The 26,739-nt window shown below is 72.4% G+C and carries 17 protein-coding genes; 10 read left to right on the top strand and 7 right to left on the bottom strand.

Going from position 1 to position 26,739, the window contains the following annotated elements; all coding sequences use genetic code 11:
• Window positions 1-51: 51 nt before the first annotated feature.
• Window positions 52-1,815, top strand: a complete 1,764-nt coding sequence (locus tag ACFU95_RS22765; RefSeq protein WP_383830504.1) for a trehalase family glycosidase — start codon at window positions 52-54, stop codon at window positions 1,813-1,815.
• Window positions 1,816-1,898: 83 nt separating this feature from the next.
• Here ACFU95_RS22765 and ACFU95_RS22770 read toward each other — a convergent pair whose 3' ends face one another.
• Genes ACFU95_RS22770 through ACFU95_RS22785 form a run of 4 tightly spaced genes read right to left on the bottom strand, consistent with a single transcriptional unit; the run spans window position 1,899 to window position 14,356 of the window.
• Entirely contained in the window at window positions 1,899-3,665 is a 1,767-nt protein-coding gene (locus ACFU95_RS22770) for a fatty acyl-AMP ligase (protein ID WP_383830507.1), read from the bottom strand.
• Window positions 3,658-3,924 (bottom strand): acyl carrier protein, encoded by a 267-nt coding sequence (locus tag ACFU95_RS22775; protein WP_383830510.1) that lies wholly within the window; start codon window positions 3,922-3,924, stop codon window positions 3,658-3,660. Before ACFU95_RS22775 ends, ACFU95_RS22770 begins: the two co-directional genes overlap by 8 nt.
• Window positions 3,921-6,842 (bottom strand): aldehyde dehydrogenase family protein, encoded by a 2,922-nt coding sequence (locus ACFU95_RS22780; protein WP_383830513.1) that lies wholly within the window; start codon window positions 6,840-6,842, stop codon window positions 3,921-3,923. The genes ACFU95_RS22775 and ACFU95_RS22780 overlap by 4 nt, the downstream gene beginning before the upstream one ends.
• 14 nt (window positions 6,843-6,856) lie before the next feature.
• On the bottom strand, window positions 6,857-14,356 hold the full coding sequence (locus ACFU95_RS22785) for an SDR family NAD(P)-dependent oxidoreductase (RefSeq protein ID WP_383830516.1): 7,500 nt from the start codon (window positions 14,354-14,356) through the stop codon (window positions 6,857-6,859).
• A gap of 440 nt (window positions 14,357-14,796) precedes the next feature.
• Here ACFU95_RS22785 and ACFU95_RS22790 point away from each other — a divergent pair, with 440 nt between their 5' ends.
• Complete coding sequence (locus tag ACFU95_RS22790; protein WP_383830519.1) at window positions 14,797-15,207, top strand: hypothetical protein; 411 nt, start codon at window positions 14,797-14,799, stop codon at window positions 15,205-15,207.
• A 150-nt stretch (window positions 15,208-15,357) separates the two neighbouring features.
• Here ACFU95_RS22790 and ACFU95_RS22795 read toward each other — a convergent pair whose 3' ends face one another.
• Window positions 15,358-15,582 carry a twin-arginine translocase TatA/TatE family subunit gene (locus ACFU95_RS22795; protein ID WP_383830522.1) on the bottom strand — a complete coding sequence of 75 codons (225 nt, stop codon included), beginning with the start codon at window positions 15,580-15,582 and terminating at the stop codon, window positions 15,358-15,360.
• Window positions 15,583-15,829: 247 nt separating this feature from the next.
• On the opposite strand from ACFU95_RS22795, the gene ACFU95_RS22800 reads away from it, so the two are divergent.
• The 3 genes from ACFU95_RS22800 (at window position 15,830) to ACFU95_RS22810 (ending at window position 18,688) form a co-directional block, all read left to right on the top strand.
• A complete protein-coding gene (locus tag ACFU95_RS22800) occupies window positions 15,830-16,219 on the top strand; it encodes a BlaI/MecI/CopY family transcriptional regulator (protein WP_383830525.1) in 390 nt (129 codons plus the stop codon).
• Between the two features lie 6 nt (window positions 16,220-16,225).
• Window positions 16,226-17,158, top strand: a complete 933-nt coding sequence (locus ACFU95_RS22805; protein ID WP_383830528.1) for a M56 family metallopeptidase — start codon at window positions 16,226-16,228, stop codon at window positions 17,156-17,158.
• A 237-nt stretch (window positions 17,159-17,395) separates the two neighbouring features.
• The gene (locus ACFU95_RS22810) at window positions 17,396-18,688 is read left to right on the top strand and encodes an LCP family protein (protein ID WP_383830531.1); all 1,293 of its coding nucleotides are present in this window, start codon (window positions 17,396-17,398) and stop codon (window positions 18,686-18,688) included.
• A gap of 64 nt (window positions 18,689-18,752) precedes the next feature.
• Here the strand turns inward: ACFU95_RS22810 and ACFU95_RS22815 are convergent, their stop codons facing one another.
• Together ACFU95_RS22815 and ACFU95_RS22820 are read right to left on the bottom strand one after the other, a co-directional pair.
• Window positions 18,753-19,208, bottom strand: coding sequence for a tellurite resistance TerB family protein (locus tag ACFU95_RS22815; protein WP_383830809.1), 456 nt, complete (start codon window positions 19,206-19,208; stop codon window positions 18,753-18,755).
• 57 nt (window positions 19,209-19,265) lie between these two features.
• Entirely contained in the window at window positions 19,266-20,249 is a 984-nt protein-coding gene (locus tag ACFU95_RS22820; protein ID WP_383830534.1) for a sporulation protein, read from the bottom strand.
• Between the two features lie 361 nt (window positions 20,250-20,610).
• Here ACFU95_RS22820 and ACFU95_RS22825 point away from each other — a divergent pair, with 361 nt between their 5' ends.
• From ACFU95_RS22825 to ACFU95_RS22845, 5 genes are all read left to right on the top strand, one after another.
• Window positions 20,611-21,948, top strand: coding sequence for a hemolysin family protein (locus tag ACFU95_RS22825; protein ID WP_383830536.1), 1,338 nt, complete (start codon window positions 20,611-20,613; stop codon window positions 21,946-21,948).
• A complete protein-coding gene (locus tag ACFU95_RS22830; RefSeq protein WP_383830540.1) occupies window positions 21,945-22,967 on the top strand; it encodes a hemolysin family protein in 1,023 nt (340 codons plus the stop codon). Before ACFU95_RS22825 ends, ACFU95_RS22830 begins: the two co-directional genes overlap by 4 nt.
• A gap of 105 nt (window positions 22,968-23,072) precedes the next feature.
• Entirely contained in the window at window positions 23,073-24,188 is a 1,116-nt protein-coding gene (locus ACFU95_RS22835) for an acyltransferase family protein (protein WP_383830543.1), read from the top strand.
• A gap of 138 nt (window positions 24,189-24,326) precedes the next feature.
• Entirely contained in the window at window positions 24,327-25,658 is a 1,332-nt protein-coding gene (locus tag ACFU95_RS22840) for a hemolysin family protein (protein WP_383830546.1), read from the top strand.
• On the top strand, window positions 25,655-26,674 hold the full coding sequence (locus ACFU95_RS22845; RefSeq protein WP_383830549.1) for a hemolysin family protein: 1,020 nt from the start codon (window positions 25,655-25,657) through the stop codon (window positions 26,672-26,674). The genes ACFU95_RS22840 and ACFU95_RS22845 overlap by 4 nt, the downstream gene beginning before the upstream one ends.
• Window positions 26,675-26,739: the final 65 nt, after the last annotated feature.

Raw genomic sequence — 26,739 nt, forward strand, 5'->3', positions numbered from 1 at the left:
GGGGCGCCCCCTGCCGCCGACGATCCCTGCTCGAGAAACGAGTCACCCTTCATGACCGCCGTCGCACCCGGCCCGGCCTTCTCCGTCCAGCACATCCCGTTCAGCACGCACGGCTCCTGGTTCGACATCTCACCCGTGGTCGCGGAGAAGACGTACGCCGAGGACCTCCACCTCGTCTCGCACCAGAACGGCATGCACGCCGTCCTGCGCCTGATCCCCCTCGACCCGGTGACGGGCGACCGCGTCGAGACCCGCGTCGAGGCCACCCCGGGCCTGCTCAGCTGGATCGGCACAGGCGGTCGCATCGACCTCGCCTACGCCTCGCCCGACACCGTTCACCTGCGGGGGAGCGGCCTCGGCATCGGCGTCCTCGCGGCCGCGCGGGCCCTGACTCCGTTCAGCGGGACGTACTTCTACCGCGATCCGGCCGCGCAGGCCCACGTGTTCACCTCGTACGAGACCGGGCGCCGCTATCGCGTGACCGTGCTGTCCGGCGACCGCGCGGACCCGGCCGGTGACCAGGCTCTGGGCGGCGCCGAGCGGGGGCTGACCCTGGCCGCGGCGGCGGGCGGGGACTGGGAGCTGGCGATCGAGGAACTGGACTCCGCGCGCCCGCCGTACGTGTCCCCGGGGCCCTTCGAGGCCGTCGTGGAGTCCGGGCGCGGCGCGTTCGCGGACTTCGTCGAAGCGGTGGCGCCCTGGCGCTCGTCCCGGACCCCGGCCGCCGAACTCGCCGCCTACGTCCTCTGGTCGGCGACCGTACGCCCCGCCGCCCTGGTCACCCGGCCCGCCGTGCTGATGTCCAAGCACTGGATGGACAAGGTCTGGAGCTGGGACCACTGCTTCAACGCCCTCGCCCTGGCGCCGGGCTGCCCCGAACTTGCCGTGGACCAGTTCGCTCTGCCCTTCGACCACCAGGACGCCGGCGGTGCCCTGCCCGACTCCGTCACCCACTCCGAGGTGCTGTACAACTTCGTCAAACCGCCCATCCACGGCTGGGCCTTCGGCCGTCTGCGCCGCCGGCTGCCGACCCCGCTCAGTGACACCGAACTGACCCGGACCTACGACAGCCTGGCTCGCTGGACGGACTTCTGGCTGACCGCGCGGCGAGCGCCCGGCGCCGACCTGGCCCACTACCAGCACGGCAACGACAGCGGCTGGGACAACGCCACCACCTTCGACCCCGAGCGCGTCGTCGTCACCGCTGACCTGGCTGCCTTCCTCATCCTCCAGATGCGTGAACTCGCCGACCTCGCCGCACAGTTGAGAAAGCCGGACGAGACGCTCCGGTGGACCCGAGCCGCCGAGGAGATGCAGTCGGCACTGCTCGACCAGCTGTGGACCGGCGACCGGTTCGTCGCCCGCGGAGTCGACACCGGGGCCACCTGGGGCAGCGCCGGCCTCCTCGACCTGATGCCCATCGTGCTGGGCGAGCACCTGCCCGGCCAGGTCAGCGACGCGCTCGCCGACCGCATCAAGGCCCACCTGACCCCGTACGGCCTCGCCACCGAAGTGACCACCTCCCCGCACTACGTCGCCGACGGCTACTGGCGGGGCCCGATCTGGGCCCCCGCCACGGTCCTGATCGAGGACGGCCTGCGGCGCGCGGGGCACCACCGGTTCGCGGACGACATCAGCGCCCGCTTCCGCGCCCTGTGCGAAACCCACGGCTTCGCCGAGAACTTCGACGCCCTCACCGGAACCGGCCTGCGCGATCGCGCCTACACCTGGACCGCGAGCAGCTACCTTCTGCTCGCCGAAGCACACGCGCACGCGCACGCCACGCACTCCGAGGAGGCGATCAGCGGAAGCTGACCTCCTGGCCGGCCAGGGTCCTCTCGTCGAGCGGGCTGCCGCCGCGAGCGCCCCGGCGCAGGCGCCGCCATACCCGGGCCGGGTCAGGCGGGCCGGGGCGGGCGAACGTCGGAGGGGAGGTCGCAGTGCAGGGTACTGAGGCGGGTCGCGAGGAGTTCGTCCCGGGTCCTGGAACGCTGGATCTTGCCGCTCGTCGTGCGGGGCACGCTCATCGGGCCGACGATGACGACCCGCACCGCCAGGCGCAGTTCGTGGGCCAGCCGTCTTCTGATGAGGTCGGCCAGGGCCGCGGGAGTGCGGCCGTCGAGGTGGAGGGGGCGGACCTCCTGCACCAGGACGATGTGTTCGTGCCCCGAGGCGTCGGGCAGGGTGAAGGCGGCACACAGACCGGTGGCGGGGTCGGCCGACTCGCTGACACGCTCGATGTCCTGGGGGTGGATGTTGCGGCCGTTGGCGATGATGAGGTCTTTCGCGCGGCCGGTGACGAAGAGTTCGCCGTCCTGGAGGAAGCCGAGGTCACCGGTGCGCAGGAAGGGGCCGTCGCCGTCGGCCGTGGTGGCGGCGAAGTGCTCGGCGGTGGCCTGCGGGTCACCGAGGTAGCCGTCGGCGACGCTGACCCCGCACACCCAGATCTCGCCGATGTGCCCGTCCTTGAGGGGCTGTGCGGTGGCGGGGTCCACGATGCGGACGTCGGCGCCGACCGGCGGGCCGCAGCCGACCAGGTCCACACCGTCCGGGACGGGGACGGCCTGTCCGGCCTCCAGGGCCTCCCGGTCGAAACGCCCGAGCGTCGGACCGCGGCCGCAGGGAGTGCCGGTGACCATGAGGGTGGCCTCGGCCAGGCCGTAGCAGGGTGCCCAGATGTCCGGGCGGAAGCCCAGCGGGGCGAGCCGGCGGGCGACCGCGTCCAGGACGTCGGCGCGGACGGGCTCCGCGCCGTTCAGCGCGAACCGCAGTGAGTCGAGGTTCAGGTCCGGGTCCAGGTCGGTGAGCTGGGCGCCCTTGAGACTCCTCAGCAGCCAGTCGTATCCGAAGTTGGGCGCGAAGGTGTAGAACGCCCGGTACCGGCTGATCATCTGGAGCCACAGCAGCGGGTGGGCGACGAAGGACACCGGTGAGCAGAACACGAGGTTGCCGTAGCTCGCGAGCGGGCTGAGCAGCATGCCGACCAGGCCCATGTCGTGGTAGTGCGGCAGCCATCCGGCGCCGGTCGGCGACGGGTCGTCGCGCAGTTCGTCCAGAACCTCCCGGGGGACGACGGTCTCCCTGATCGACAGCAGGTTGTGCAGCAGGTTCCGGTGGGTGATGACGACACCGCGCGGCTCGCTGGTTGATCCGGAGGTGTACTGCACGTAGGCGGTCGCCGAGAGGGTGGTCGCGGCGGGGGACCAGGTGCCCGGGTCCGGCAGCCCGGGACAGTCCGTGGCGACGCACTCCGCCCGCGGCGCCGGGTCCAGCCCGGCGAGCCAGGAGCCGAGCGCGGGCTGGTGCGCGGCGTCGCTCAGGACCAGGCCGACACGCGCGTCCCGGAGGATGCCCTCGGCGCGTTGCAGGGCCCGCCGGTCGGTGGCCGGCAGCGGGGCGGGGATGGCCACTCGCCCGGCGTACAGGCAGCCGAGGAAGACCGCGAAGAACTCCAGGCCCGCCGGGTACATCAGCAGGACGCGTGCCCCGGGCTGCGTACGGTCCGCCAGCCAGGCCCCCACCGCCCGGGCCCGTGCGTCGAGCTGGGCGTAGCCGAGACGTTCCACCTCGACGAGTTCGCCGCGGACACTGTCCACGCGCGCGTGCCAGCGGGTGTCGCCGAGCACCCACATCTTCTCCCGCAGGAACCGGACGAGTTCACTCACCGCCGGCTCCGATCCGCCCGCTCAGGGCGTCCTCGATGTGGCCGACCACGGCGCCGACCGTGTGCAGCTCCCAGGCGACCTCGTCGGGGATGCGCACCCCGAACCGCTCCTCCGCGACGACCGTCATCCGCACCAGGACGAGCGAGTCGAGACCGAGGTCCGCGACGAACGCGGTCTGTTCCTCGACCTGTTCCGGGTCGACGTCACCGAACTCGGCGAGCATCGCCTTCAGTTCGGCCAGGATCGCCGAGCGGTTCACCGGGCGGACCCCTTGCGCGGGACGTCCCAGGCGACCGGCAGGACGCTGAGCCCCCGCTCGAACATGCTGGGCCGCCACCGTGGGATGCCGTCCAGCCGCAGGCCGGGAAGCCTGCGCAGCACGGTGGTGACGGCGGCCTCGGCCGTCATACGGCCGATATGGGCGCCCAGACAGTAGTGGGCGCCGTGACCGAAGGCGAGATGGCCCGGTGTGGGGCGGCGCAGGTCCAGCCGGTCGGGGTCGGGGAAACGCGCCGGGTCCCGGTTGGCCGCGCCCAGGCACAGGAACAGGGAGTCGCCGGCCGGGACGGTCACCTCGCCGAACCCGACGGGTTCGAGGGTGCCCCGCCAGCTCGTGAACGGCAACGGGCTCTCGTAGCGCAGCAGTTCGTTCAAGCCGGTCGCCATGAGGGAGGGGTCGTCGCGGAGCTCGGCGAGCCGGTCGGGGTGGGCGAGCAGCGCGTGCAGGCTGTTGCCGACGCTGTTGATGCTGGGGTCCTGGCCCGCGACGAGCATCATCATGACCTGGCCGTGCAGTTCGTCCTCGCTGATCAGGCCGTCCTGGTCGCGGGCCCGGACCAGCAGCGAGATCAGGTCGTCGCCGGGGGAGCGGCGCTTCTCGGCGACGGCCGCGCGGACGAACGAGTCGACCTCGTGGGCGAGCGCCGCGACATAGGGGACGTCGTTGTTCCATTCGGCGGTACGCCAGATCATCGCCCGCAGATGGTTCATCTGGGGCGGGGTGGCACCGAGCACGGAGAACAGGACGTTGCCGCCCAGCGGGTACGCCACGGCCGCCATGAGGTCGCCGTGACCCCGGTCCGCGATCCGGTCGATGCGCGTGTCGACGATGCGCTGCACCCGGGTGCGCCACTGTTCCTGCCGGGTGGGGGTGAAGAACGGCCGCATGACGGCGCGCAGTTCGGCGTGGCGCGGGTCGTCGCTGTCCAGCAGGTGCACGAACAGCCGCTCCCGTAGTTCGGACGGCCAGTGCCGCAGCCACATGAGACCGGCCGGGATGCGCTTGCTGTCGCAGGTCACGCGCGGGTCGGTGTGGGCGGTGCGGACGTCGTCGTAGCGGGTCAGCAGCCAGCCCGGACCGTCCGGGCTGATGACCCGGCTCACCGGGCGGTGCTCACGCAGCCAGCGCAGCGTCGGGTAGGGGTCGTGGTGGAACGCCTCGGTGAACGGGGCCGGCAGTCCGCCGGGCAACTCCTCGGGGGGCCAGCCGGGCGGGTACTCCCGGGCGGCCTCGACCCTCGGCCGCGGCTGCGCGGGGACACAGGGCGCGGCGGCCTGGGAAGGCGGTACGGACTGGGCGACGGACACGCCCTGGAGGCGGCTGGTGCGCAGCATCGGGTAGTTGAGTTCGCCGAACCGGTCTCCGCTCAGGCCCGGCCCGCCGTGGTTGGACAGGAACGGCACCCCCGCGAGGTGCGAGTCGTTCACCCGCAGCTGACCGCACGAGCGGACGTCCCGGACGAACCGGTCGATGACCTCCTCGGTCCGCGTCCACAGGGAGTTGCGCAGTCCGTAGGCGCCGGTGGCGACGAACGACACCATCTCGGTGAGGAGTTCGTCGTCGGCGGCGACGGGATGGGGGACGGCCAGGGTCAGCAGGGGGAAGAACGTCTCGTACCGCACCGAGCGCAACTCCCGCGCCCGGCCGAGCCCGTCGACCCGTACGAGAGCCGGCTCGGCGAACACGGCCACGTCGCTCTCGCGGCCCTGGACGTCCAGGTGACGTCCGCCGGTCAGTACGCGGGCGCCGGCCCGCCGGGCGTCGGCGAGCGTGGCGTCGTAGCCCGCGGTGTTGGGCGTGGCGGCCAGCACCACCTCGGGGTCGTCGGGGAACCCGGGCCGCAGGGCCCGGACCCGCTCGGTCAGCCGGTCGGTGAGTTCGTCGGCGATCTCGGGGTGCACGAGCGCGATGTTGGGCGCGCAGCAGATCTGGCCACTGCCGTGGTACGAATCCATCAGCGCCGCCACGGCCTGGTCCAGGGGCGCGTCGCGCCACACCACGACCATGTCGTTGCCGCCGAGTTCCAGGATCGGCTTCTTGCCCGCGGCGAGGCACGCCTTCTCCAGTTGCTCGCCACGGATCGAGTCGCCGAAGTACAGCACGTCGTCCACCAGCGGACTGGCCAGCCACGCGTCCAGCGCCTGGGCCGGGTCGGTGCACAGCGCCGACAGGACGCCGGGCGGGGCGCCGACCTCGGCCAGCGCGGGCACGGCGATGCGCTCCAGCAGGTACATGGCGGCGATCGGCGCGTGCCGGGACAGCCGCACCACCAGTGCGTTGCCGGCCAGCACGGACTGGAAGGCCGCCCCGACACCGAGCGCCGGGGTGTTCTGCGGCGGCTGTACGCACACCACACCGTCCGGTACCCGGCGCAGCGTCACCGTCCGGCCGTCGGCCTTGTGCCGGGTCTCCATCTGCCCCAGACACCACTCGGTGGTCTGCGGGCCGAAGAAGGTGAGGAGGTCGGCGACCTCCGTCCGGGCCAGCCGGACCGGGTGACCTTCCTCCACCAGCAGCCGGGTCACGGCATCCGCGTGTTCCCGCAGCCCCGCGCGGAACGCCTCGGCGAGCGCGGCGCGTCGTTCCTGGGAGCTGCCGCCCCACTCGGCGGCCGCGCCCCGGGCGGCCCGCAGCGCCGCGTCCAGGTGGTCCGGTCCGGCAAGGGCGCAACGGCCCAGGATCGTCTCGGGGTGGGCGTCCGGGGCCATGCGCCCGGCGTTGAGCGCGTTGCGGTAGCAGGTGGCGCCGACGGGATCGTCGATCAGCGCGCTCGCGCGGATCGTGTAGACCCATTCGGTGTGGTCGGTGACGGAGACGCCGCCGATGAGCGGGCCGAAGTCGAGCATGTCCTCGACGGAGTCCGTCGCCGGGCCGTGCGGTTCCTGGCAGGTCACCATGACAGGCCTCTCTCTCAGCCGTTGGCGGTGTCGGTGGTGCGGACGCCGAGGCGCAGCAGCACTTGGCGGGCGAGGTCGGTGAGGGTGTTGCCGCCCTGGAGGAGTTCCATCGGCGGGATCTCGACGTCGAGGCGCTGCCGCAGCGTGGTCAGCAGTTCGGCGCCCATCAGGGAGTCGACGCCGTGGTCCTGGAGCGGCTGCCGGGCGTCGAGGCGGGCGGCGTCGGTCTGAAGGATCCCGGCCAGCAGTTCGGCGAGCGTGCCGCTGACGGCCTCCAGCGCCTCGTCCGCCCTGAGGCCGGCCAGGGCGGCCACGAGGTCCTGCCGGGAGTGCCCGCCGAGGCCGCCGTCGGCGGGCAGCAGTGCCGCGAAGCGGGGCGCCGCCAGGGCGGGCAGCAGGGTGCGCAGCCGGGACCAGTCGTGGCGGCCGATGCCGGCGACGGCCGTACCGGACGCCGTCAGCGGAGACAGGGCGGCCAGGGCCGCACGGGAACCGACGGGGCCTGTGCCGAGTGCCTCCATGGCCGGTCCGAGGCCCTCGCGGGCGACATGGCCGCAGTCCCCGAGCGCACCCCAGGCGACCGCGAGGGCCGGTCGGGTGCCGTGCCGTCGCCGGGCCAGCGCTTCGGTGTACAGGTTCCCGCCGGCGTAGGCGGACTGCTTGATGTTGCCGATGACCGTGCTGATGGAGGAGTACAGCCAGAACAGTTCCAGATCGTGCTCCCGGGTGAGGGCGTCCAGGACCGCCGCCCCGGCCATCTTCGGAGCCAGGACCGCGCGGATCCGCTCGTCGGACAAGTCGGTGAGCGGGGCGTCGTCCAGGGTCATGGCCGCATGGACGACACCCGTGAGCCGGTGCCCGGTGGCGTCGATCCGGCCGATCACCTCGGCCATGGCGGCGGCGTCGGTGACATCGACGGCGTACGGCGTGGCCGTCACGCCCAGCGCGGCCAGGCCGGACAGCAACGCGGCCGCCTCGGGGCCGTCGGCGCCCCGCCGGGAGACCAGGGCCAGGTGGCGGGCTCCGAGTCCGGCGAGATGGTGTGCGGTGGCGCCACCGAACCCGCTCAACCCGCCGGTGACCAGGTAGCTTCCGTCCGGATCGAGACGGGGTGGCGTGGGCCGGGTACGGACCGGAATCGGGCCGTCCTGCGGATCGAGGCCGACGACGACCTTCCCGATGTGCCGCGAGTGCTGAAGCAGCCCGAACGCCTCCTTGACCCGTGCGGCCGGGTACACCGTGTGCGGCAGCGGCCGGTAGCGGCCGTCCGCCACTCGTACGGCGACCTCGGCCAGCAGCCGCCGACCGGCTACGACGCCGGCCTCGTGGGACATCAGCGCGGTGACGTCGACGCCGAAGAAGGCGATGTTGCGGCTGAACGGCCGCATGAGCAGTGGCTTGTTGGCGTAGATGTCCCGCTTGCCGAGTTCGACGAACCGGCCGCCGGGCCGCAGCGTTTCCAGACCCCGGTCGATGGCCTGCCCGGCCAGCGAGTTGACCACCACGTCGACGCCGCGCCCGCCGGTGATCCGCAGGGCCTGACCGGCGAATTCCAGGGTGCGGGAGTCCAGGACGTGTTCGACGCCCAGGGCCCGCAGGAGGTCACGCTTGGCCGGGCTGCCCGCGGTCGCGATCACCGTGGCGCCCACCAGGCGGGCGTACTGGAGGGCGGCCAGCCCGACCCCGCCGGCGGCCCCGTGCACCAGCACGGTCTCCCCGGCCGTCAACCGGGCCAGATCGTGCAGCGCGTAGTGGACCGTCAGGAAAGCCACCGGCAGGGTCGCCGCCGCCGCGAAGCCGAGACCGTCGGGAATCCGCACCACGGCCGAAGCGGGAGCCACCGTGTGCGAGGCCAGAGAGCCCGGGACGGCCGTACACACCCGGTCGCCGACGGCCAGGTCGTGAACGCCTTCGCCCACGGCCGTGACGACCCCGGCGCATTCCAGACCGGGGCCCTGCTCGCTGGGCCCCGACTCGGTCGCCTCCGGGGGCAGCAGGCCGGTCGCCAGCATGATGTCGCGGTAGTTGAGCGCGGCGGCGCGCACGGCGATCACCACTTCGCCCACCTCGGGAGCGAGCGGCCCGGTCCGCGCCCAGACCGGCTCGTACGACAGCCCGGGGGCGCCGATCTCCAGCGCGAAGGGTTCGGCGCCGCTCGGCACGGTGTGCTCACCGGACGGCAGTGCGCGTTCCCGGGGTACGAAACGGCCTCCCGAGGTGAGCACGATCTCGTCCTCCCGCACCGCCGGACCGGCGTCGTCACCGGACGGGGCGACGGGTTCCAGCAGCTCGCCGGCCAGCCGGTGGGCGTCCGCGGCGGTCGCGCCGAGGCGCTCCAGTGACAGCCGGGTCACCCGCAGGCCCGGGTGTTCGTTGGCCAGGGTGCGGGCCATGCCCCAGGCGGCGGCGTCCTGCGGCTGGCCGGCCCGTTCGGGAGCGGGAAGCGCCCCGCTGGGCCGGGTGACCAGCCACAGGGCCGGCCGCCTGCCGTCGGGGAGGTCCTGACAGGCCGAGGCCAGGGCGCGCAGCGTGGCCGCACGGCACACGGCCTGGTCGAGCATCGCCTCCGGGTCGGCGGGCGCCTCGCCCAGGAGGAGCACGACCGCCGGGTCACCGTCCTCGGCGAGGGTCGCCGTCCAGGCCGCCGGGTCGACGGGAGCGGGCAGCACCGGAACGGACCGCGATCCACCGCCGGTCAGCAGGGCCGCGAGATGCTCGGCCAGCGGGGTCTCCGGTCCGCTCTCGGTGGCCACGATCCACCGGGTGCCGCCGTCCGGCCCGGCGGCCACGGGCTGGACGGTCTCGTACACGGGCGCCGAGGCCAGCAGCAGCGAGGTGGCCTCACCGGCCGACTCGATGGTGTCCCCCACGCCGACGACATCGGTGAAGCCGGCCGTGCGCAGGGTTTCGAGCCACTGCTCGCGGACCAGCAGGGGCGAGTCCGGACGGACTTCGTCGTCGTGACCCCAGAAGCTGTCCAGCGTGCCGAAGAACGGCAGCAGATAGTCCGTGTCGTGTGTTTCGAGGGCGAACAGTCGTCCGGCGGGTGCCAACAGCCCACGCACCCGGTCCAGGGCCGCGCGCAGGTCGGCCGCGGTGTGCAGGGAGTTGGCCGCGACGACCAGGTCGTAGGCGCCGTCGGCGAAGCCCTGCGCGCCCGGGGCGGCGTTCAGGTCCAGCGGACGGTAGTCGACGAAGGGGTGGTCGCCGAAACGGTGCTGGGCGCGGGTGAAGAAGCCCGCGGACACGTCGGTGAAGTGGTAGACGGTCCGTTCCGGCGGCAGGAGCGGGAGCAACGCGGCGGTCGTGCCACCCGTACCCGCGCCGACCTCCAGGATCCGCAGGGGCCGGTCCCGGGGCCAGGTCCGCACGACCTGCGCCACGAGCGCGGCGAGGACCCGGTTGTTGCCCCGGCACGTCGGCGCGAGGTCGTAGAAGTGCTCGAGGGCGTCGCGTGTGCCCTGGTCGGTGAGCAGGTGCAGCGCGTCCCGCGTGCCCCGCAGCAACTGCGGAAGATGCGTCAACTGGCGCAACGCGAGCTGTACTTCGGCGGTGAAGGCCGGGAAGTCCAGCGGCAGCCGGTACATCAGGGGCGCCGGGTCCGCGGTGCCGGCCAGCCGCCACCCGCCGGCTTCGCCGACGATGGCCATGCCGTGGCGGGCCGCCAGCCGGAGCAGGGCCCGCGCCAACCGCTCGTGGCCGGGCAGCATGCCCTGCCGGACCAGGTCTGCGGGCGTGAACTCGGCCGCGCCCGCGGGCAGCAGGTCCGCGAAGGCGGCCGCGGCCACATGGGCGGTCAGCTCCTTGAGCCGGGCCATGAAGTCCGCGCAGCGCACCCGGCGGGAGTCCGCCCGCGCCGCGTCGACGCTGCCCGCGGCGGCGTCGGCGATCTCCTGGTTGCCGGGCGCCGGCGAGAGCGCTGCCGGCAGGCGCGGATGCGGCGCGGCGCGCAGCACCGTCTCGTACCGCTGCGGGGCCCGGTCCACCGGGCCGGGCAGGCGCCGCATGCGCACACCGTCCAGTTCGGCGGTGACGCTGCCGTCCGGGTCGGTGACGGTGATGTCGAAGCAGAGCTCGGTGGTGCCGCGCGTGCGGTCGCGGACATGGACCAGCCCCGTCGGGGACGGGCTCCGCCACACGCGTACGGCCCCGATCGAGGCCGGAAGCCAGACCTCCCCGGCATCCGCGCGGGCGGCGGCGAGCGGCACGCACGCGTGCAACGCACCGTCGAGCAGCGCCGGATGCGCCACGTACCGAGAGGAGTCGGCCGCGTCCGTGGTGTGCCGGTAGGCGGCCAGCACTTCCGCCTTCCCGAGGTGCAGCCGCACGAGCTGCCGGAACGCGGGCCCGTAGTCCAGGCCGCTCGCGGCCAGTTCGCGGTACAGGACGTCCACGTCGCCGCGGCGGACACAGCGGGCGCGCACCCCGGCCGGGTCGATCCGCGCGGGCGGGCGGCCGATCAGCTCACGGACCCGGCCCCGGGCGTGCGGACGCGGCTGCGCGCCGTCGGCTTCGGCGCCGTCGTCGGCCTCGGTGCTGGTGACGGACACCATGCCGTCGTCGGGTGAGAACGCCAGCTGCACGCGGACGTCCCCGGCCCGGCCCCACGGGACCACCAGCGGTCGGCTCACCTCCAGCCAGCCCAGTTCCACCGGCCCGTCCAGCACCCGCCGGCCCGCGGCCAGAGCCATCTCGACGTAACCGGTCGCGGGAAACAGCACGGATCCGGCCACCCTGTGGTCGGCCAGCCAAGGGACCAACGTCGGTTCGACGGGCCCCTGCCAGGAGGGCTCCGCCGTCGGCAGCCGCTCGCCCAGCAGGGGGTGGTCCAGCCGTCCCGTTCCGCTGCTGACGATCCACTGCTGCGGGGTGCCGCTCCAGTGCCGTTTCCGCTGCCAGGGGTATGCGGGAAGCTCTGCCACCCGGGCGGGGCGGGGGAACCAGCGCGCCCAGTCCGTCTCGGCCCCGGCGGCGATCAGTGCCTCCACCGAGCGGCGCAGCGCGGTCGGACCGGCGGTGTCGCGGCGCAGGGCGGCGAGCAGGGCCACCCGGCCGCGTCCGGCGGAGATGCGGCGCAGGAACGTGCGCAGGACGGGATGCGGGCCGACCTCCAGCAGGACGTCGACGCCCGTGTCGAGGGCGTGCCGGACGGCGGCGGCGAACCGGACGGGTTCGCGGACGTTGCGCCACCAGTACTCGGCGTCCAGGCCGCAGGCGGGGACCGGCCCGCCGGTGACCGTGGAGATCAGAGCATCGGTGTTCCCCTGCGGGGCCAACCCGTCGAGACCGGCGGCCATCGGCGTCCGGATCCGCTCCATGGCCGGGCTGTGGAACGCGTAGTCGAGGTCCATGAGCCGGAAGAACACCTCACGTGCCGCCAACTCGTCGCCCAGCGACTTGAGTTGGTCCACGGGACCGGCGAGCGTCACGTCCCTGTCGGTGTTCACGGCGGCCACGACCAGGCCCGGGTAAGCCGACAGGACCTTCTCCGCCTCGGCCGCCGGCAGCCCGACCGCGGCCATCCGGCCCCGGCCGGCCGTGACCGCCTGCGCCCGGCTGCGCTCCGCGATCACCCACGCCGCCTCCCGAAGCGTCAGCGCGCCGACGGCGTACGCGGCGGCGACCTCCCCGACGCTGTGCCCGAGGGCGGCCGTCCATGTCACGCCCCGCTCGCGCAGCACCGCGGTGACACCGGCCTGCACCGCGAACAGCAGTGGCTGGGCCACCTCGGTGGCCTCCAGCCCCCATTCGTCCGTGGGCCGGCGCAGCGTCTCGGCGACCGACCAGCCGAGCCGGGGCGCCAACGCGCCGTCGACCGCGTCCACTTCGGCGCGGAACACCGCGTCGCCCAGCAGATCGGCGGCCATCCCGGACCACTGCGAGCCGTTACCCGCGAACACCAGCGCGACCCGGCCACGCTCGACCGCCTCACCCGTGGCGCCCGCGCCCGCCACGCCCTCGCCGCACAGGATCCGTGCGGCTTCGCGCGGTGTCGCGGCCAGCGCCACCCGGCGGTAGCGGTGCCTGGCCCGGCGCATGGCGGTGGTGGCGGCGATGTCGTAGAACTCCGACCACTCCTGCGGCGACGGCTCCGATGCGGCCGCGCCCGTCAGCCGGGCGGCCAGCCGCAGTGCGGCCTCCACGGCCGCCTGCGGGGTACGCCCCGAGGCGATCACCGGAAGTTCGGCCGCCGCCTCGACGCGGGGGTGCGGCACGGCGGCGGGCGGCGGGCCGACGACCACATGGGCGTTCGCCCCGCCGAACCCGAAGGAGTTGACCCCCACGAAGCGCCGTCCCTCCGGCGCTGCCAGCGGACGCGTCCGCCCGACCGGCTCCAGGCCCAGCCAGGCGAAGTCGATGCCGGGGTTGAGGGGTTCCAGGTGCAGCGAGGCGGGGATCGTGCCGTGCCGCAGTACCGCGAGGGCCTTGAACAGCCCCGCCATGCCCGACGCCGGCTCCAGATGGCCCACGTTCGACTTCACCGAGCCGATGGGCAGCGGCCCCACCGACCGTGCGGCACCCAGCACCCGGCCCAGCGCGGTGCACTCGGCCGGATCGCCGGCCTGCGTGCCGGTGCCGTGCGCCTCCACGTACGCCACTTCGTCGGCTGCGATGCCCGCCCGCTCGTACACCTGCCGCAGCAGATCCTCCTGCGCCCGAGCGCTGGGCAGGGACAGCCCGGCGGTGCGCCCGTCGCAGTTGCTGCCCGACGCGGCGATCACGCCATGGATCCGGTCCCCGTCGGCCACGGCGTCCGCCAGCGCCTTCAGTACGACCACGCCCGCGCCCTCGGCCCGGACGAACCCGTCCGCGTCCGCCGAGAACGCCGCGCAGCGGCCCCGCTTCGACAGCATCGACGCCTGGCTGAACCCGACGAAGCCGCTCGGGTTGAGCAGCACGTTGACCCCGCCCGCGAGCGCCACCCGGCTGCCGCCCGACGCCAGCTCCCGGCAGGCGCGGTCCACGGCCATCAGCGAGGACGAGCAGGCGGTGTCGATCCCCATGCTCGGCCCGCGCAGGTCGAAGAAGTGCGAGAGCCGGTTCGCCGCGATCGAGTGGGCGCCGCCCGCCATGGAATAGGCGTTCATCTGCCGGGCCCTGAACATCTGCAGCCCGCCGTAGGAGAAGTCCGAGATACCCATGAAGACGCAGGTGTCGGACCCCGCCAGCGTTGCGGGGTCGATCCCCGCGTCGTCCAGTGCCTCGGCAGCGGTCTCCAGCAGCAGCCGGTGCTGGGGGTCCATCTGCGCCGCCTCCCGCGGCGCGATCCCGAAGTAGTCCGCGTCGAACCCGGCGATGTCCGCCAGGAATCCGCCTCTCGCGGTGTACGACTTCCCGGGCCTCGTCATCGCGGTGTCGACGAACCGGGCCGCCTCGAACCGGTCCTCCGGGACCTCCCCGACGAGGTCACGCCCCGCCTCCAGCGCCTCCCACAACCCGGCCAGATCCACGATCCCGCCGGGCAGTCGGCATCCCAGGCCCACGATCGCGAACGTGCTCGAGTCAGCGCCCATGTCGGCGCCCGTGTCTGCTCCCGCGTCTGTGCCCGTGCCGGACAAATCCCCCACCATCCCCACACTCCCATCCCGGAACCCTGTGCGATCGAGTGACCCTGAGGTCATGCCGAGCGGTGAAGCCGCAACGACCTATTCGTGGTCGCGGAGACCGGTGACGAGGGAGGGGTAGGGGCGTACTCGGGCCTGCATCGAACTGAATGCGCGCAGCGGAAAGCACAGTGATCACCGTAGGGCGGGGCCGGTCAACTGGCCTATTTCGCCCGCTTTTTCACCTCAACGACGGAATGGGTGATCAAATAGGCGAATGCGACCTGTAGGCGTGTGAGCGGCGTTATCACCAGCGTCTTCGCGCCGGAACCTCTGAAGGCAGAGGTTCACCCCGGTCCGCCGTGCGGAGACGATGGCCGAGCTCAGAAACGACCATGAGGGGGAAACTCATGTCCAAGCGCACTCTCGGTGTACTCGCCGCGACGGGCGCGCTCGCCCTGTCCGCCGGCCTGGCGGGCACCGGGTCCGCGCAGGCAAGCCCGTCCGCGACGCTCTACGGCTGTCCGTCCGGGTACGTCTGCTTCTACCAGACGTCGAGCGTCAACTCGCCCATCGTCTTCAAGACGGCCGGCAACTGGTACGGGGGCGAGTTCGCGACCCAGGCGGCCTTCAACAACGGGAAGCACTACCCCGGCGCCGACCACGTCCGGTACACCTTCCACTACCCGTCGAGTCCGAACACGAAGCACACCGACTGCATGACCTACCACAAGACGGACAGCCCGGTCGTGGAGTCCGGCGAGAGCGCCAGTTTCATCGAGCGCCACGTCGAGAAGATCGAGTGGGTCGGCTCCTGCTGAGCGCCGCCCGCGCCTCGCGACCGGCGACTTGAGCCGAGGGCGCCAGGCGCGAACTGCGAGGCCCGGCCCGGGCTGCCCGGGCCGGGCCTCGCATGTCTGTCGGTCCTCTTCCCGCTCACCCGGACCGCGGGCCGGTTCCCCCGGTCACCGTCAGTGCTGCTGCGTGCCCTGCGGCTTAGGCTCGCCGGGGGTGACGGTCTCACCCTGGATCACGCAGGGCGTCGCCGGGTCGTCCTCGTCCTTCATCGCCCTGGCCTCGGCCTTGAGGATGCGCGCCGACTTGCCCGCCGAACGCGTGAGTTCGGGCAGCTTCTTGGCGCAGAGGACGGCTATGACGACGAGGAGGATGATCGCGAGTTCGCTCAGTCCGAACATAAGGGTCCAGTCCTTCTGGTGAGCCGGGGAGGGGCGGGTCGGTGCAGGTGGAGAGCAGCATCCCACGGCCGGGCCCACCGAGCGGTGCCCGTCCGAAGCTCTGGTGAGGTTGTTGTAGAAGACGAAGTGCGTACGTCTTGAATCTACAACACTGTAGAAGAAATGGCAGACGGTCCTCTGCTTTCCTTACGATGGAGCGCTCGATGTATGGCGCATGACACGCAGGTCAGCGGAAGGGAGACAGGGCATGACGGATCACCGGCAGCGTTCCGGACGCCGGGGACAGGGCGAGCTGGAGGCGCTGGTCCTGTCGGCGCTGCGGGAGGCGGACGGCCCGGCGACGGCCGGCTGGGTGCAGGAGCGGCTCGGCGGCGGCCTCGCCTACACGACGGTGATCACGATCCTGACCCGCCTGCTGGCCAAGGGCGCGGTGACCCGGGAGCGCGCGGGCCGGTCCTTCGCGTGGACGCCCGCGTCGGACCAGGCGGGCCTCGCGGCGCACAGGATGCGCAGGGTGCTCGACGGCGAGAGCGACCGGGAGGCCGTACTGGCCAGCTTCGTCACCGGGCTGGGGCCGGACGACGAGCGGTTGCTGCGTGAACTGCTGGGTGAGTCCGGGAGCGAAGGGGAAGCCTGACACCTCATGGGGGTCTTCGTCTTTCTGCCGCTCGTCCTGCCGCTGACGGCATGGCCGATCGCGCGCCTGGCCGAGCAGCATCTGCATCCCCGCACCGCGACGCGGCTGCTCACCGCGGTGGCCGCGGTGATGGCGCTGTGCAGCACGGTCTGCCTGGGTCTGGTGATGGTGGTGGGCACCGCCCAACTGCCCGGGAATCCGCTGCCCGACGGCTGGTCCGACCCGGAGGTGCGGGCCGCGGTGCCGTTCGACGAGGTCGTCGGCAAGGCGGCGATTCCGGCGCTGTGCGCGGTGGTCGTGGCCTGCGCGCGGACCCTGTGGCGGCACGGCCGGGTGCGCCGGCAGGCCCATCGGGCGCTGGCGGGACTGCCGGCGACGGGAGTCGCCGTACTCCCCGACGAGGTGCCGTACGCGTACGCGCTGCCGGGCGGTCGCCGGGACCGCGTGGTGGTGACCACCGCCCTGCTGGACCGCCTCGAACCCGCCGAACGCCGGGCGCTGTTCGCTCATGAGCGGGCTCATCTGGCCGCGCGGCACCACCGTTTCCTGCTCGCCGTCCAACTGGCCGCGCGGGCCAACCCGTTCCTGCGCCCGCTGCGTACGGCGGTGTCGTACACAGCGGAGCGGTGGGCCGACGAGGAGGCGGCGCGGACGGTCGGCAGTCGCCGCACGGTGGCGAGCGCGATCGGCAAGGCGGCGCTGGTGTCCCGAGGCACCCCGGTCGCGACGCTGGCGGGCTTCGCGGCGCCCGGCCCGGTGCCGCGCCGGGTGGCCGCACTGCTCGGGCCCGCTCCGCTCGTGCGCCGCTGGCCGTCGCTGTTCACCTCGGTGGGGCTGGCGGCGTGGTGCGCGGCCGCGGGGACGGCCGCCTCGGCGATGTCGTCCGCGAGCTCGGCGGTGACGATGGTGCTCATCCTGCGGGCGGCGACACCGCTCTGATCGCCGAGCGGGCCCGGGTGACGCGAGAAATCCGTGAGGTCCGGGCAACGGATGTCGCGAAGATCGTCGTCTGTTCATGGTGAGGGGGCCGGGGCCTTTCGGCCGTACAACTACACACGCACATCTACAGAGGGGGCGCGGGTGAGCGGAACAGGGCGGCGGCGACGTACGTCGGGCGGCGGCGCGGGGAGGACCCGGCTGACGCGACGGGGGCGGATACTGGCCTGGAGCGGGGGCGTGACCTCGGTGGTCGTCCTCGGCATCGCCGGGGTGGGCGCCTGGGTCTACAACGACCTCGACGGCAACATCAAGTCCGCCGATGTCGACGACAAGATCGGCGGGGACCGCCCCGAGAACCTCAGCCCCGGCTCGAAGAACATCCTGGTCGTCGGTTCCGACAGCCGCGACGGCGCCAACGCCGAGTACGGCAAGGACCTGACCACCATGCAGTCGGACACGCTGATGGTGCTGCACGTCCCCGCCAACCGGAAGTGGGCCGCGGTGGTGTCGTTCCCCCGTGACTCCTGGGTGGAGATACCGGCCTGCGACAAGGGCGACGGGAGCGACTCCGCGCCGCACCACGCCAAGATCAACGAGGCGTTCGCGCTCGGCGGCAGCAGCGGCGAGGTCGCCGGGGCCGCAGCCTGCTCCATCAAGACCGTCGAGGCCAACACGGGCCTGCGCATCGACCACTTCATGTCCGTCGACTTCCAGGGCTTCAAGGGCATGGTCGACGCCCTGGACGGCATCGAGGTCTGCCCCGAGCAGGCCATCCACTCCAAGAAGGCCCGCCTCGACATGGACGCCGGCTGCCAGACCGTCGAGGGTGAGAAGGCTCTCGGCTATGTGCGCGTCCGCTACGGCGTCGGCGACAACTCCGACATCGGACGCATCGGCCGCCAGCAGGAGTTCATGGACGCCCTCGCCGAGAAGGCGCAGGCCAAACTGACCAACCCCAAGGCGCTGTACGGCTTCCTGAAGTCCGCCACCAAGTCCCTGACCACGGACCCCGACCTGGCCGGCATCAAGCCGCTGACCGGGCTCGCCTCCGAGCTGAAGGGGATCCCGAGCGACCGTCTGACGTTCCTCACCGTGCCCAACTACCCGCGCGAGGCCGACGTTGCCGCCGACAAGGCCAACGTCGCCTGGCAGTACCCGCAGGCCGCCGACCTGTTCGCCTCCCTGGCCAAGGACAAGGAGATCGACAAGAAGCGGCTGGAGGCGGACACGAAGAACCCCGTGTACGCCTCCTCGGTGCGCGTGCAGGTCCTCAACGGCACGGGAGTCTCGGGACGGGCCGCCACCGTCGCCGAGAAGCTGGGCGCGGCCGGCGTCAACGTCGTCGCCACGGGCAACGCCCCGCAGACCACCGGCAAGACGAGGGTCACCTACCCGGCGGGACTGGAGAAGCAGGCCGCGGCGCTCGCCGGCCGGTTGCCCGGGATCCCCGCCACACGGGCGGCGGATGCGGCCGCGGGAGTGGTCACCCTGGTCATCGGCACGGATCTCGTACCCGACGACATCCGCTGAACCGCCGCGCCGGGCGGACGCCGCTCGCGTCCGCCCGGCCGAGGTGCGGGCGAGTGCCGGTCGCTCAGAGGTCGAACTCGTGCGGGGGCAGGTCGAGCGCGTAGCACGCCTCGCGGACCACGGCCTGCTCGTCCTTGTCGAAATCGCCGTCGGCGCCGCCGATGACGATGCCGATCTGGATCACGGCACGCGCCTCGGCGGGCTTCTTCTTCGCCTTGGCGATCTCCTGCATCACGCTCACCTTGCCGAAGTCGAAGTCGGTGGTGAGCCGGTTCAGGTTCTCCTCGAACCGGCGGCGCAGGTCGTCGGCGGGGAAGTTCTGCAACACCTCGTTACCGGCGATCAGTTGGGCCACGCGCTGCCGCTCGGAGGGGTCGACGGTGCCGTCGGCCGCGGCGACGAGCGCGCACATCGCCATGCTCGCGTCGCGGAAGGCACCGCTCTTGAGGTCGTTCTTCCTCGCCACCAGCTGGGTCTGCATCGTCGATGCGGACTCCTTGATGCGGTCCCACAGGGCCATTGCGGACTCCATACGTCGTTGACTTCTACAGCACTGTAGAAGTTACCAGGTCCCGGCTCAGCCCTCCTCGTGCTCTTCCCCGCCCTCCTCCTCTCCCTCGAAGAAGTCCCCGACCTCGTCGACGACCTCGGCCGCGACCATGCCGCCGACGACGCCGACCGCGAGCCCGGCCGCGCCCGCGGCGACGGCCGTAACCGTTCCGGGGCCGGAGCGGTGACCCTCGTGGTGGTGGTCGTCCTGCCCGGGCCCGTACCCGGCGTGCGAGCCGAGTGCCGCCCGGTGCTCCGTCAACTGCCTGATCCAGCCGTCGACTTCGGCGTTCCAGTCGCGGGACTCGTGGTGGCCGACGGTGAAGCGGGCGAGCGAGTCGTGGCCGGGGGAGAAGAGGCCGCCGCGCTTGTCGGCCTCCAGGATCACCTCCAGACCGGCCGGGTTCGCGAGAAAGGTCACCTCGATCTCGTTCACCTGGTCCGCGTACCGCGGCGACGGGGTGATCTCGATCTCCTGGTAGAAGGGCAGCTGCTGCCCCGTGCCCGCGATGCGCCCGTACTCCAGGTCGGTGGACCTGAAGCCGAAGCCGAGCTGTCCGAGGGCCTCCAGGATCGCCTCCTGCACGGGCAGCGGTCCGACGGTCAGCGGGTCGAGGTCGCCCTTGTCCTTCGCTCCGGCCACCGACAGCTCGGTGCGCACGCCGAGAACGACGCCCAGGGGCTGGCCGTACAGCTCGGTGACCGGAGTCTCCCAGGGCAGCGTCACGCTGAACGGCACGGACCGCTCCTCGCCCTCGGCGAGCCGGAAGCCGCCGGCGACGGTGAACCGGTCGAAGGTGACGACGCCCTCGCTCTCACCCTCCTCGTGCTCGGCCTCGACCCGCGCCACCAGCTCCAGGGTGATGTGCTCGACGTCGAAGTCGGCGCCGCCGCCCTTGAGATGGACCTGGCCGGCGAGTGTGCCGCCCGGCCGGACGGGGCCCGGTTCGAGAACCGTGTCCACCGTGGGGCCACCCACGCCGAGCGAACCGAGCAGTCGTTTGAACACCATCGTGGCGTTCACTCCTTCACGTGCGTACGTGCGTATCCGTGGGAACAACCGGGAATGCCCGGCCGTTCTCTACAAGCGAGTAGAAGCATAGGGTGGTCGAGCCCGTCGGAGCCGGTGTCGCGAACCCTGCTGCGGGAAAGTCCGAAAACGGTCGCAAGTTGGCTGCTGCAAAGGGCTTGACCGGCGAGCTTTGCTTGCCCTTTACCATGGGGTCCGAGGGAGCGGATGCCCTGCGCCCTCACCGAACCGAGATGTCCGCCGAACCGAGAAGGAGACACGAGCCCGCGATGGGTGAGCCTCCCAGTACCAGCCGTGCCATGCCCCGCACGCCCCACGCGCACGAGGGAAGGGGGGTGGCACGGTGACCGAGGTCCTGCTGCTCCTGCTGGCCCTCCTCCTCACTCTGGCCTGCGCCCTGTTCGTCGCGGCCGAGTTCTCGCTGACCACCGTCGAGCGCGGTGAGCTGGAGCGGGCCGCCGCGTCCGGCGAGCGCGGCGCCGAGGGCGCGCTGAAGGCCGTACGCCACCTGACCTTCCAGCTCTCCGGCGCCCAGCTCGGCATCACCGTCACCTCCCTGGTGATCGGCATGCTCGCCGAGCCGTCGCTCGCGGCACTGCTGCGCGGACCGCTGCGGGCGGTCGGTCTGGGCGGGGCCGCCGCGTCCGTGGCGACCGTGCTGGGCGTGGTCGTCTCCACCATCGTGCTGATGGTCGTCGGCGAGCTGGTGCCGAAGAACTGGGCGATCTCCCGGCCGCTGGCCGTCGCGAAGGTGGTCGCGGGCCCGCAGCGCGGATTCACGGCCGCCTTCGGCCCGTTCATCCACCACCTGAACAACACCGCCAACCGTGTCGTACGCCGCTTCGGCCTGGAGCCCGCCGAGGAACTGGCCTCGGCCCGCAGCCCCGAGGAACTCGTCGCGCTCGCCCGGCACTCGGCGGCCCAGGGCGCGCTGGAGCCCGACTCCGCCGAACTGTTCGTGCGCACCCTCCACCTGAGCGAGCTGACCGCGGAGAACGTGATGACCCCGCGGGTCGACGTCAAGGCGCTCGAAGCACACGCGACGGCCGCCGACGCGGCCAACCTCACCCACGCCACCGGACTGTCCCGCTTCCCCGTCTACCGCGACAGCCTCGACGAGGTCATCGGCACCGTCCACATCCGCGACGTCCTCGCGCTGGATCCCGGGAAGCGGCTGGTCACACCCGTCACCGACCTGGCCACCGAACCCCTCCTCGTCCCCGACAGCCTCACCGCCGACCGGCTGCTGGAGCGCCTGCGGGCCACCCGCACCATGGCCGTCGTCATCGACGAGTACGGCGGTACGGCGGGCGTGGCGACGATGGAGGACATCGTGGAGGAGGTCGTCGGCGAGGTCCGCGACGAGCACGACCCCGTCGAGGCCCCCGACCTCCAGCCCGCCCCGGCGACACACGACGGACGCGCGGTGTGGGAGGCGGACGGCGGCGTACGCCTCGACGAACTCGCCGCGATCGGACTGACCGCGCCGGACGGCCCGTACGAGACGGTCGCCGGACTGATCGCCACCCAGCTGGCCCGCATCCCCGCCAAGGGGGACCTGATCGACCTGGACGGCTGGCAGGTGGACGTCCTCGACGTCGACCACCACCGCGCCGACCGGATCCGCATCACCGAACCGGCCGTCGCACGGCCGGTCGAGCTCGCGGAGGACGCCCGATGACCGCCCTGCAACTCGCCATCGGCGCCCTGACCCTGTTGACCAACGCCTTCTTCGTCGGCGCCGAGTTCGCCCTCGTCTCCGTGCGCCGCAGTCAGGTCGAACCCCGCGCCCACGAGGGCGACAAGCGGGCCAGGATGACCCTGTGGGCCCTGGAGCACCTCTCCGCGATGATGGCCACCGCCCAGCTCGGCATCACCGTCTCCTCGCTGGTCCTCGGCGCGGTCGCCGAGCCGGCCATCGCCCACCTGCTGGAGCCCGGCTTCGAGGCGGTCCAGCTGCCGCACGCCCTGGTGCATCCGGTCGCGTTCGTGATCGCGCTGACCGTCGCCACGTATCTGCACATGCTGATCGGCGAGATGGTGCCGAAGAACATCGCACTCGCCGCCCCGGTGACCAGTGCCCTGCTGCTCGGCCCGCCCCTGGTGGCCCTCACCCGGGCGCTGCGGCCGTTCGTGTTCGGCATCAACGCCTTCGCCAACGCCCTGCTGAAGCTGCTGCGCGTCGAGCCGAAGGACGAGGTGGAGGCCGTCTTCACCGATGACCAGCTCGCGCGCATGGTCGCCGAGTCCGGCGAGGCCGGGCTGCTGACCCCCGCCGACGGCGAGCGCCTGCGAGACGCGTTGGAACTGGGGACGCGGCCGGTGGGCGAGATCCTCGTCCCGGCGCGGCGCATGCGCACCGTCGACCACACCGTCACCCCGGCCGGGCTGGAGCGCGTGGCCGCCGACGCGGGCTACTCCCGCTTCCCGGTCACCGGCCCCGAGGGCGCCCTCCTCGGCTATCTGCACATCAAGGACACCCTCGGCGTCGCCGACCGCGACCGCCCCTTCCCGGCCGGCGCCCTGCATCCGGTCACCCGGGTCCGCATCGACACCCCGCTCGACGACACCCTCACCGCGCTGCGCGCCGAGGGCAGCCATCTCGCGGGCGTCCTCGGGGAGGGCGGCAAGGTGATCGGATTCGTGACGATGGATGACGTGCTCTCGGAGCTCGTCGGCCCCGCCCCGGCCACCGCGTGACCACCGAGCCACCCCGTGCGAGCCGCGCGCGGGGTGGCTCATACGTGTGCGTTCGCACACGGTGTGGTTGATCCGGCGCAGGGAAATGTGCTTAGGGTGCTGGCGATGTCCGCTGACGCCACACCCGTAACCACTGTCACACGCGCACCGGAGCGACGGCAGCAGCCGCTGCCGTCCGCAGGGGCGGCGGAGAGACAGGTCGAGCAGCGGGACCCCTTCCTCGACAACGCCAAGTACCTGGGGATCCTGCTGGTGGCGGCGGGCCACGCCTGGGAGCCGCTGCGGGACGGCAGCCGGACCGTCACCGCGCTGTACATGCTGGTGTACGCCTTCCACATGCCGCTGTTCGCCCTGGTCTCGGGCTACTTCTCGCGCGGCTTCGAGGCGGAACCGCGCAGGATCGGACGCCTGCTGACCGGTGTGGTCGTTCCCTATGTGGTCTTCGAGGTGGCGTACACCCTCTTCACCCGGTGGACCAGCGAGGATCCCGACCGGCCGATCAGCCTGCTGGACCCCCTGTACCTGACCTGGTTCCTGGCGGCGCTGTTCGTCTGGCGGCTGACCGCCCCGGTGTGGCGGCTCGTACGATGGCCGCTGCCGCTCGCCCTCCTCGTCGCGATGCTCGCCACCCTCTCGCCCTCCATCGGCGACGACCTCGCTCTGCAACGTGTCCTGCAGTTCCTGCCGTACTTCGTGCTGGGCCTGCTGCTCGAGCCGGAGCACTTCCGGCTGGTGCGCCGCCGCTCGGCGCGCGTCCTGGCCCTGCCGGTGTTCGGCTGTGCCCTCGCGGTGGCGTACTGGGCGGTCGCCTGGATGAACTACGCCTGGTTCTTCCACAGCGAGAGCGCCGAGGAACTCGCCGCGCCCGCCTGGTACGGCCCCGTGATGACCCTGGCCGCGTTCGGCTGCTCCGTCGTCCTGGTCGCCTGCTTCCTCGCCTGGGTTCCCGGGCGCCGGACCTGGTTCACCGCGCTGGGCGCCGGCACGCTGTCCGGCTTCCTGCTGCACGGCTTCGTCGCCCAGGCGGCCAAGCACTGGGGCTGGTACGAGCCCGCCTGGATCCGGCACCCCGCCGGTGAGATCACGGTCACACTGATCGCCGTAGCGCTCATGACCGTGCTGTGCGCCCCCGCTGTCCAGCGGGTCTTCCGCCGCGTGACGAATCCGCGGATGGCGCAGGCCTTACGGGATCGGGAACCCCGGTTCGGCCAGAATCGTTGAATCGAGGAACACCAGAACAAGGAGCTGCTACGTGTCCGCCACACCGACGGACCCTTCGGGGCACAGACCCCGACCACCCCGCCAGGTTCTCCCTGAGCACGGCCCACGGCGGGGTGCCCCCTCCCCGTCGACACGCCGTTGAGCGCCGCCCTCGGCCTGCTGGCCGTCTTCGTCCTGACCGCCGGCACCGGCTACTTCGTCGCTCAGGAATTCGCGTACGTCTCCGCCGACCGGCTCGCCCTGGCCCGGGAGGCCGAGGCCGGGGACAAGAAGGCCGCCCGCGCCCTGAAGGTGCTGGAACGCCTGTCCTTCATGCTCTCGGGCGCCCAGCTCGGCATCACCGTGACCGGTCTGGTCGTCGGCTTCATCGCCGAGCCGTCGGTGTCCGCGCTCCTCAAGCCCGTCCTGACCGGCATGGGCATTCCCGACGGCGCCGTCAGCGGCATCTCCGTCGTGCTCGCCTTCGTGCTGGCCACGGTCGTGCAGATGGTGCTGGGCGAGCTGGCCCCGAAGAACTTCGCCATCGCCGTCCCCGAACGGCTCGCGAAGTCACTGGCCGCCTCCACGCTGGCGTACCTGAAGGTCGTCGGACCCCTCGTGCGGATCTTCGACGGCGCCGCGAACAGGCTGCTGCGCAAGGTCGGCATCGAGCCGGTGGAGGAGCTGCACCACGGCGCCACCCTGGAGGAACTGGGCCATCTGATCGGCGAGTCCCACGAACAGGGCCGGCTGCCGCGCGCCACCGCCGAGCTGCTCGACCACGCTCTGGAGTTCTCCGACCGGACCCTCGACGAGGTGATGGTGCCGCGCGCCGACGCGGTCTTCGTCCGCATGGACGCCACCGCCGCCGAAGCGGTCGACCTCATCGCCAGGCACGGCCACTCCAACTACCCGGTCCTCGGCGACCACCCGGACGACGTCGCGGGTGTGCTCGGCGTACGGGAGCTGATGGGGCTGCCCGCCGACCGTGCGGCGGCCACCACGGCGGGCGCGGCGGCCCGGCGTCCGCTGCTGCTGCCCGACACGCTGCCGCTGCCCGACGCGGTGGAGCAGATGCGCGAGCGGGACGACGAGTTCGCCGTCGTCCTGGACGAGCACGGCGGTGTGGCCGGCATCGTCACCTACGAGGACATCGCCGAGGAACTGGTCGGTGACATCGCCGACGAGTCCGACACCGTCACCGAGGTCGCGGTCGTGGACGGGGAGGGCTGGCTGGTGGATGCCCGGCGGCGCCTGGACGAGGTGGCCGACGCGATCGGCGTCGAGCTGCCCGAGGAGGACGACTACGACACCGTGGCCGGACTGATCGTGGACCGGCTCGGCCGTTTCCCGACCATCGGGGACCGGCTCACGGTCGCGCTGTCCGACGGCGACAGCGCGGTGATCGACGTACGCACCCTCGACCGGCACGTGCCGGAACGGGTGCGCATCCAGCGGCTGGTGGCCGAGAAGACGGAGGAGCCGGCATGAGTTTCCCGATGGCGCTCTTCGTCACCGTGCTGCTGCTGATCGGCAGCGGGTTCTTCGTCGCCGCCGAGTTCGCGTTGGTCGCCGCGAAACGGCACCGCATGGAGAAGGCCGCGGCCGAGGGGCAGCGCGGCGCCAAGGCGGCCGTGGCGGGCATGCGCGAGCTGTCGCTGATGCTGGCCGGCGCCCAGCTCGGCATCACCGTGTGCACGCTGGGCCTGGGATCGGTGTCCAAGCCGGCGATCTCACACGAACTCGACCCGCTGCTGCACGACCTGGGCCTGCCCAGCGCCCTCAGCTACGGCGTGGCGTTCGCCGTCGCCATGATCGTCGTGGTGTTCCTGCACATGGTGCTCGGCGAGATGGCACCCAAGTCCTGGGCCATCGCCCACCCCGAGCGCTCGGCGATGCTGCTCGCACCTGCCTTCCGGGGCGTGGTGAAGGCCGTACGCCCGCTGATCTGGGCGCTCAACAAGCTGAGCAACGCTCTGGTACGGCTGTGCCGCGTCACCCCGCGCGACGAACTGGCCTCGGTCCACAACCGCGAGCAACTCACCCACCTGGTCGAGGAGTCCGAGCGGCTCGGCCTCATCAGCGAGACGGATTCGGAGTTGCTGACCCGTTCGCTGACGGAGCCCGAGACGCCGGTGCGCGCACTCCAGGTGCCGGCCGCCGGCATCCGGTGGGTCGACGCGGACGTCGACGCCGACGAGATCCTGCGCCTGGCCGCCGACGTCGACCGCACCCGGCTCCTGGTCCGGGACCACGACACCGTCGTCGGCTCGGTGCATGCCCGGGACGCCCTGGTCGCCCGCGCCCAGGGGCGGCCCGCCGACGCCCGGTCACTGGCCCGCCCGGTACCCGAGTTGACCGAGGACGCCACGGTCGCGGCCGCGATCGACCTGCTGCGCCGCCGCCGGTCCACGCTCGCCGTGGTCCGTGACGCGTCGGGCCGGCTCACCGGCATGGTGACGCTGGACGACCTGCTGGCCCGCTTCCTCCAGCCGCAGACGGCCTGACGGCCTGACGGCACCAAGGCGCGTCCCGGGGCGCCTTGGTGCAGGGCCGCCGCATGCCGTCGGCA

This window comes from Streptomyces sp. NPDC057623 (genome assembly GCF_042800355.1).
GTDB lineage: Bacteria > Actinomycetota > Actinomycetes > Streptomycetales > Streptomycetaceae > Streptomyces.

Coding starts and splice junctions, on each gene's coding strand:
- ACFU95_RS22835 (WP_383830543.1), top strand. CDS start 23,073: ATGTCCGCTGACGCCACACCCGTAACCACTGTCACACGCGCACCGGAG.
- ACFU95_RS22820 (WP_383830534.1), bottom strand. CDS start 20,249: ATGGTGTTCAAACGACTGCTCGGTTCGCTCGGCGTGGGTGGCCCCACG.
- ACFU95_RS22795 (WP_383830522.1), bottom strand. CDS start 15,582: ATGTTCGGACTGAGCGAACTCGCGATCATCCTCCTCGTCGTCATAGCC.
- ACFU95_RS22765 (WP_383830504.1), top strand. CDS start 52: ATGACCGCCGTCGCACCCGGCCCGGCCTTCTCCGTCCAGCACATCCCG.
- ACFU95_RS22805 (WP_383830528.1), top strand. CDS start 16,226: ATGGGGGTCTTCGTCTTTCTGCCGCTCGTCCTGCCGCTGACGGCATGG.
- ACFU95_RS22780 (WP_383830513.1), bottom strand. CDS start 6,842: ATGGTGACCTGCCAGGAACCGCACGGCCCGGCGACGGACTCCGTCGAG.
- ACFU95_RS22800 (WP_383830525.1), top strand. CDS start 15,830: ATGACGGATCACCGGCAGCGTTCCGGACGCCGGGGACAGGGCGAGCTG.
- ACFU95_RS22790 (WP_383830519.1), top strand. CDS start 14,797: ATGTCCAAGCGCACTCTCGGTGTACTCGCCGCGACGGGCGCGCTCGCC.
- ACFU95_RS22785 (WP_383830516.1), bottom strand. CDS start 14,356: ATGGGCGCTGACTCGAGCACGTTCGCGATCGTGGGCCTGGGATGCCGA.
- ACFU95_RS22845 (WP_383830549.1), top strand. CDS start 25,655: ATGAGTTTCCCGATGGCGCTCTTCGTCACCGTGCTGCTGCTGATCGGC.
- ACFU95_RS22830 (WP_383830540.1), top strand. CDS start 21,945: ATGACCGCCCTGCAACTCGCCATCGGCGCCCTGACCCTGTTGACCAAC.
- ACFU95_RS22815 (WP_383830809.1), bottom strand. CDS start 19,208: ATGGCCCTGTGGGACCGCATCAAGGAGTCCGCATCGACGATGCAGACC.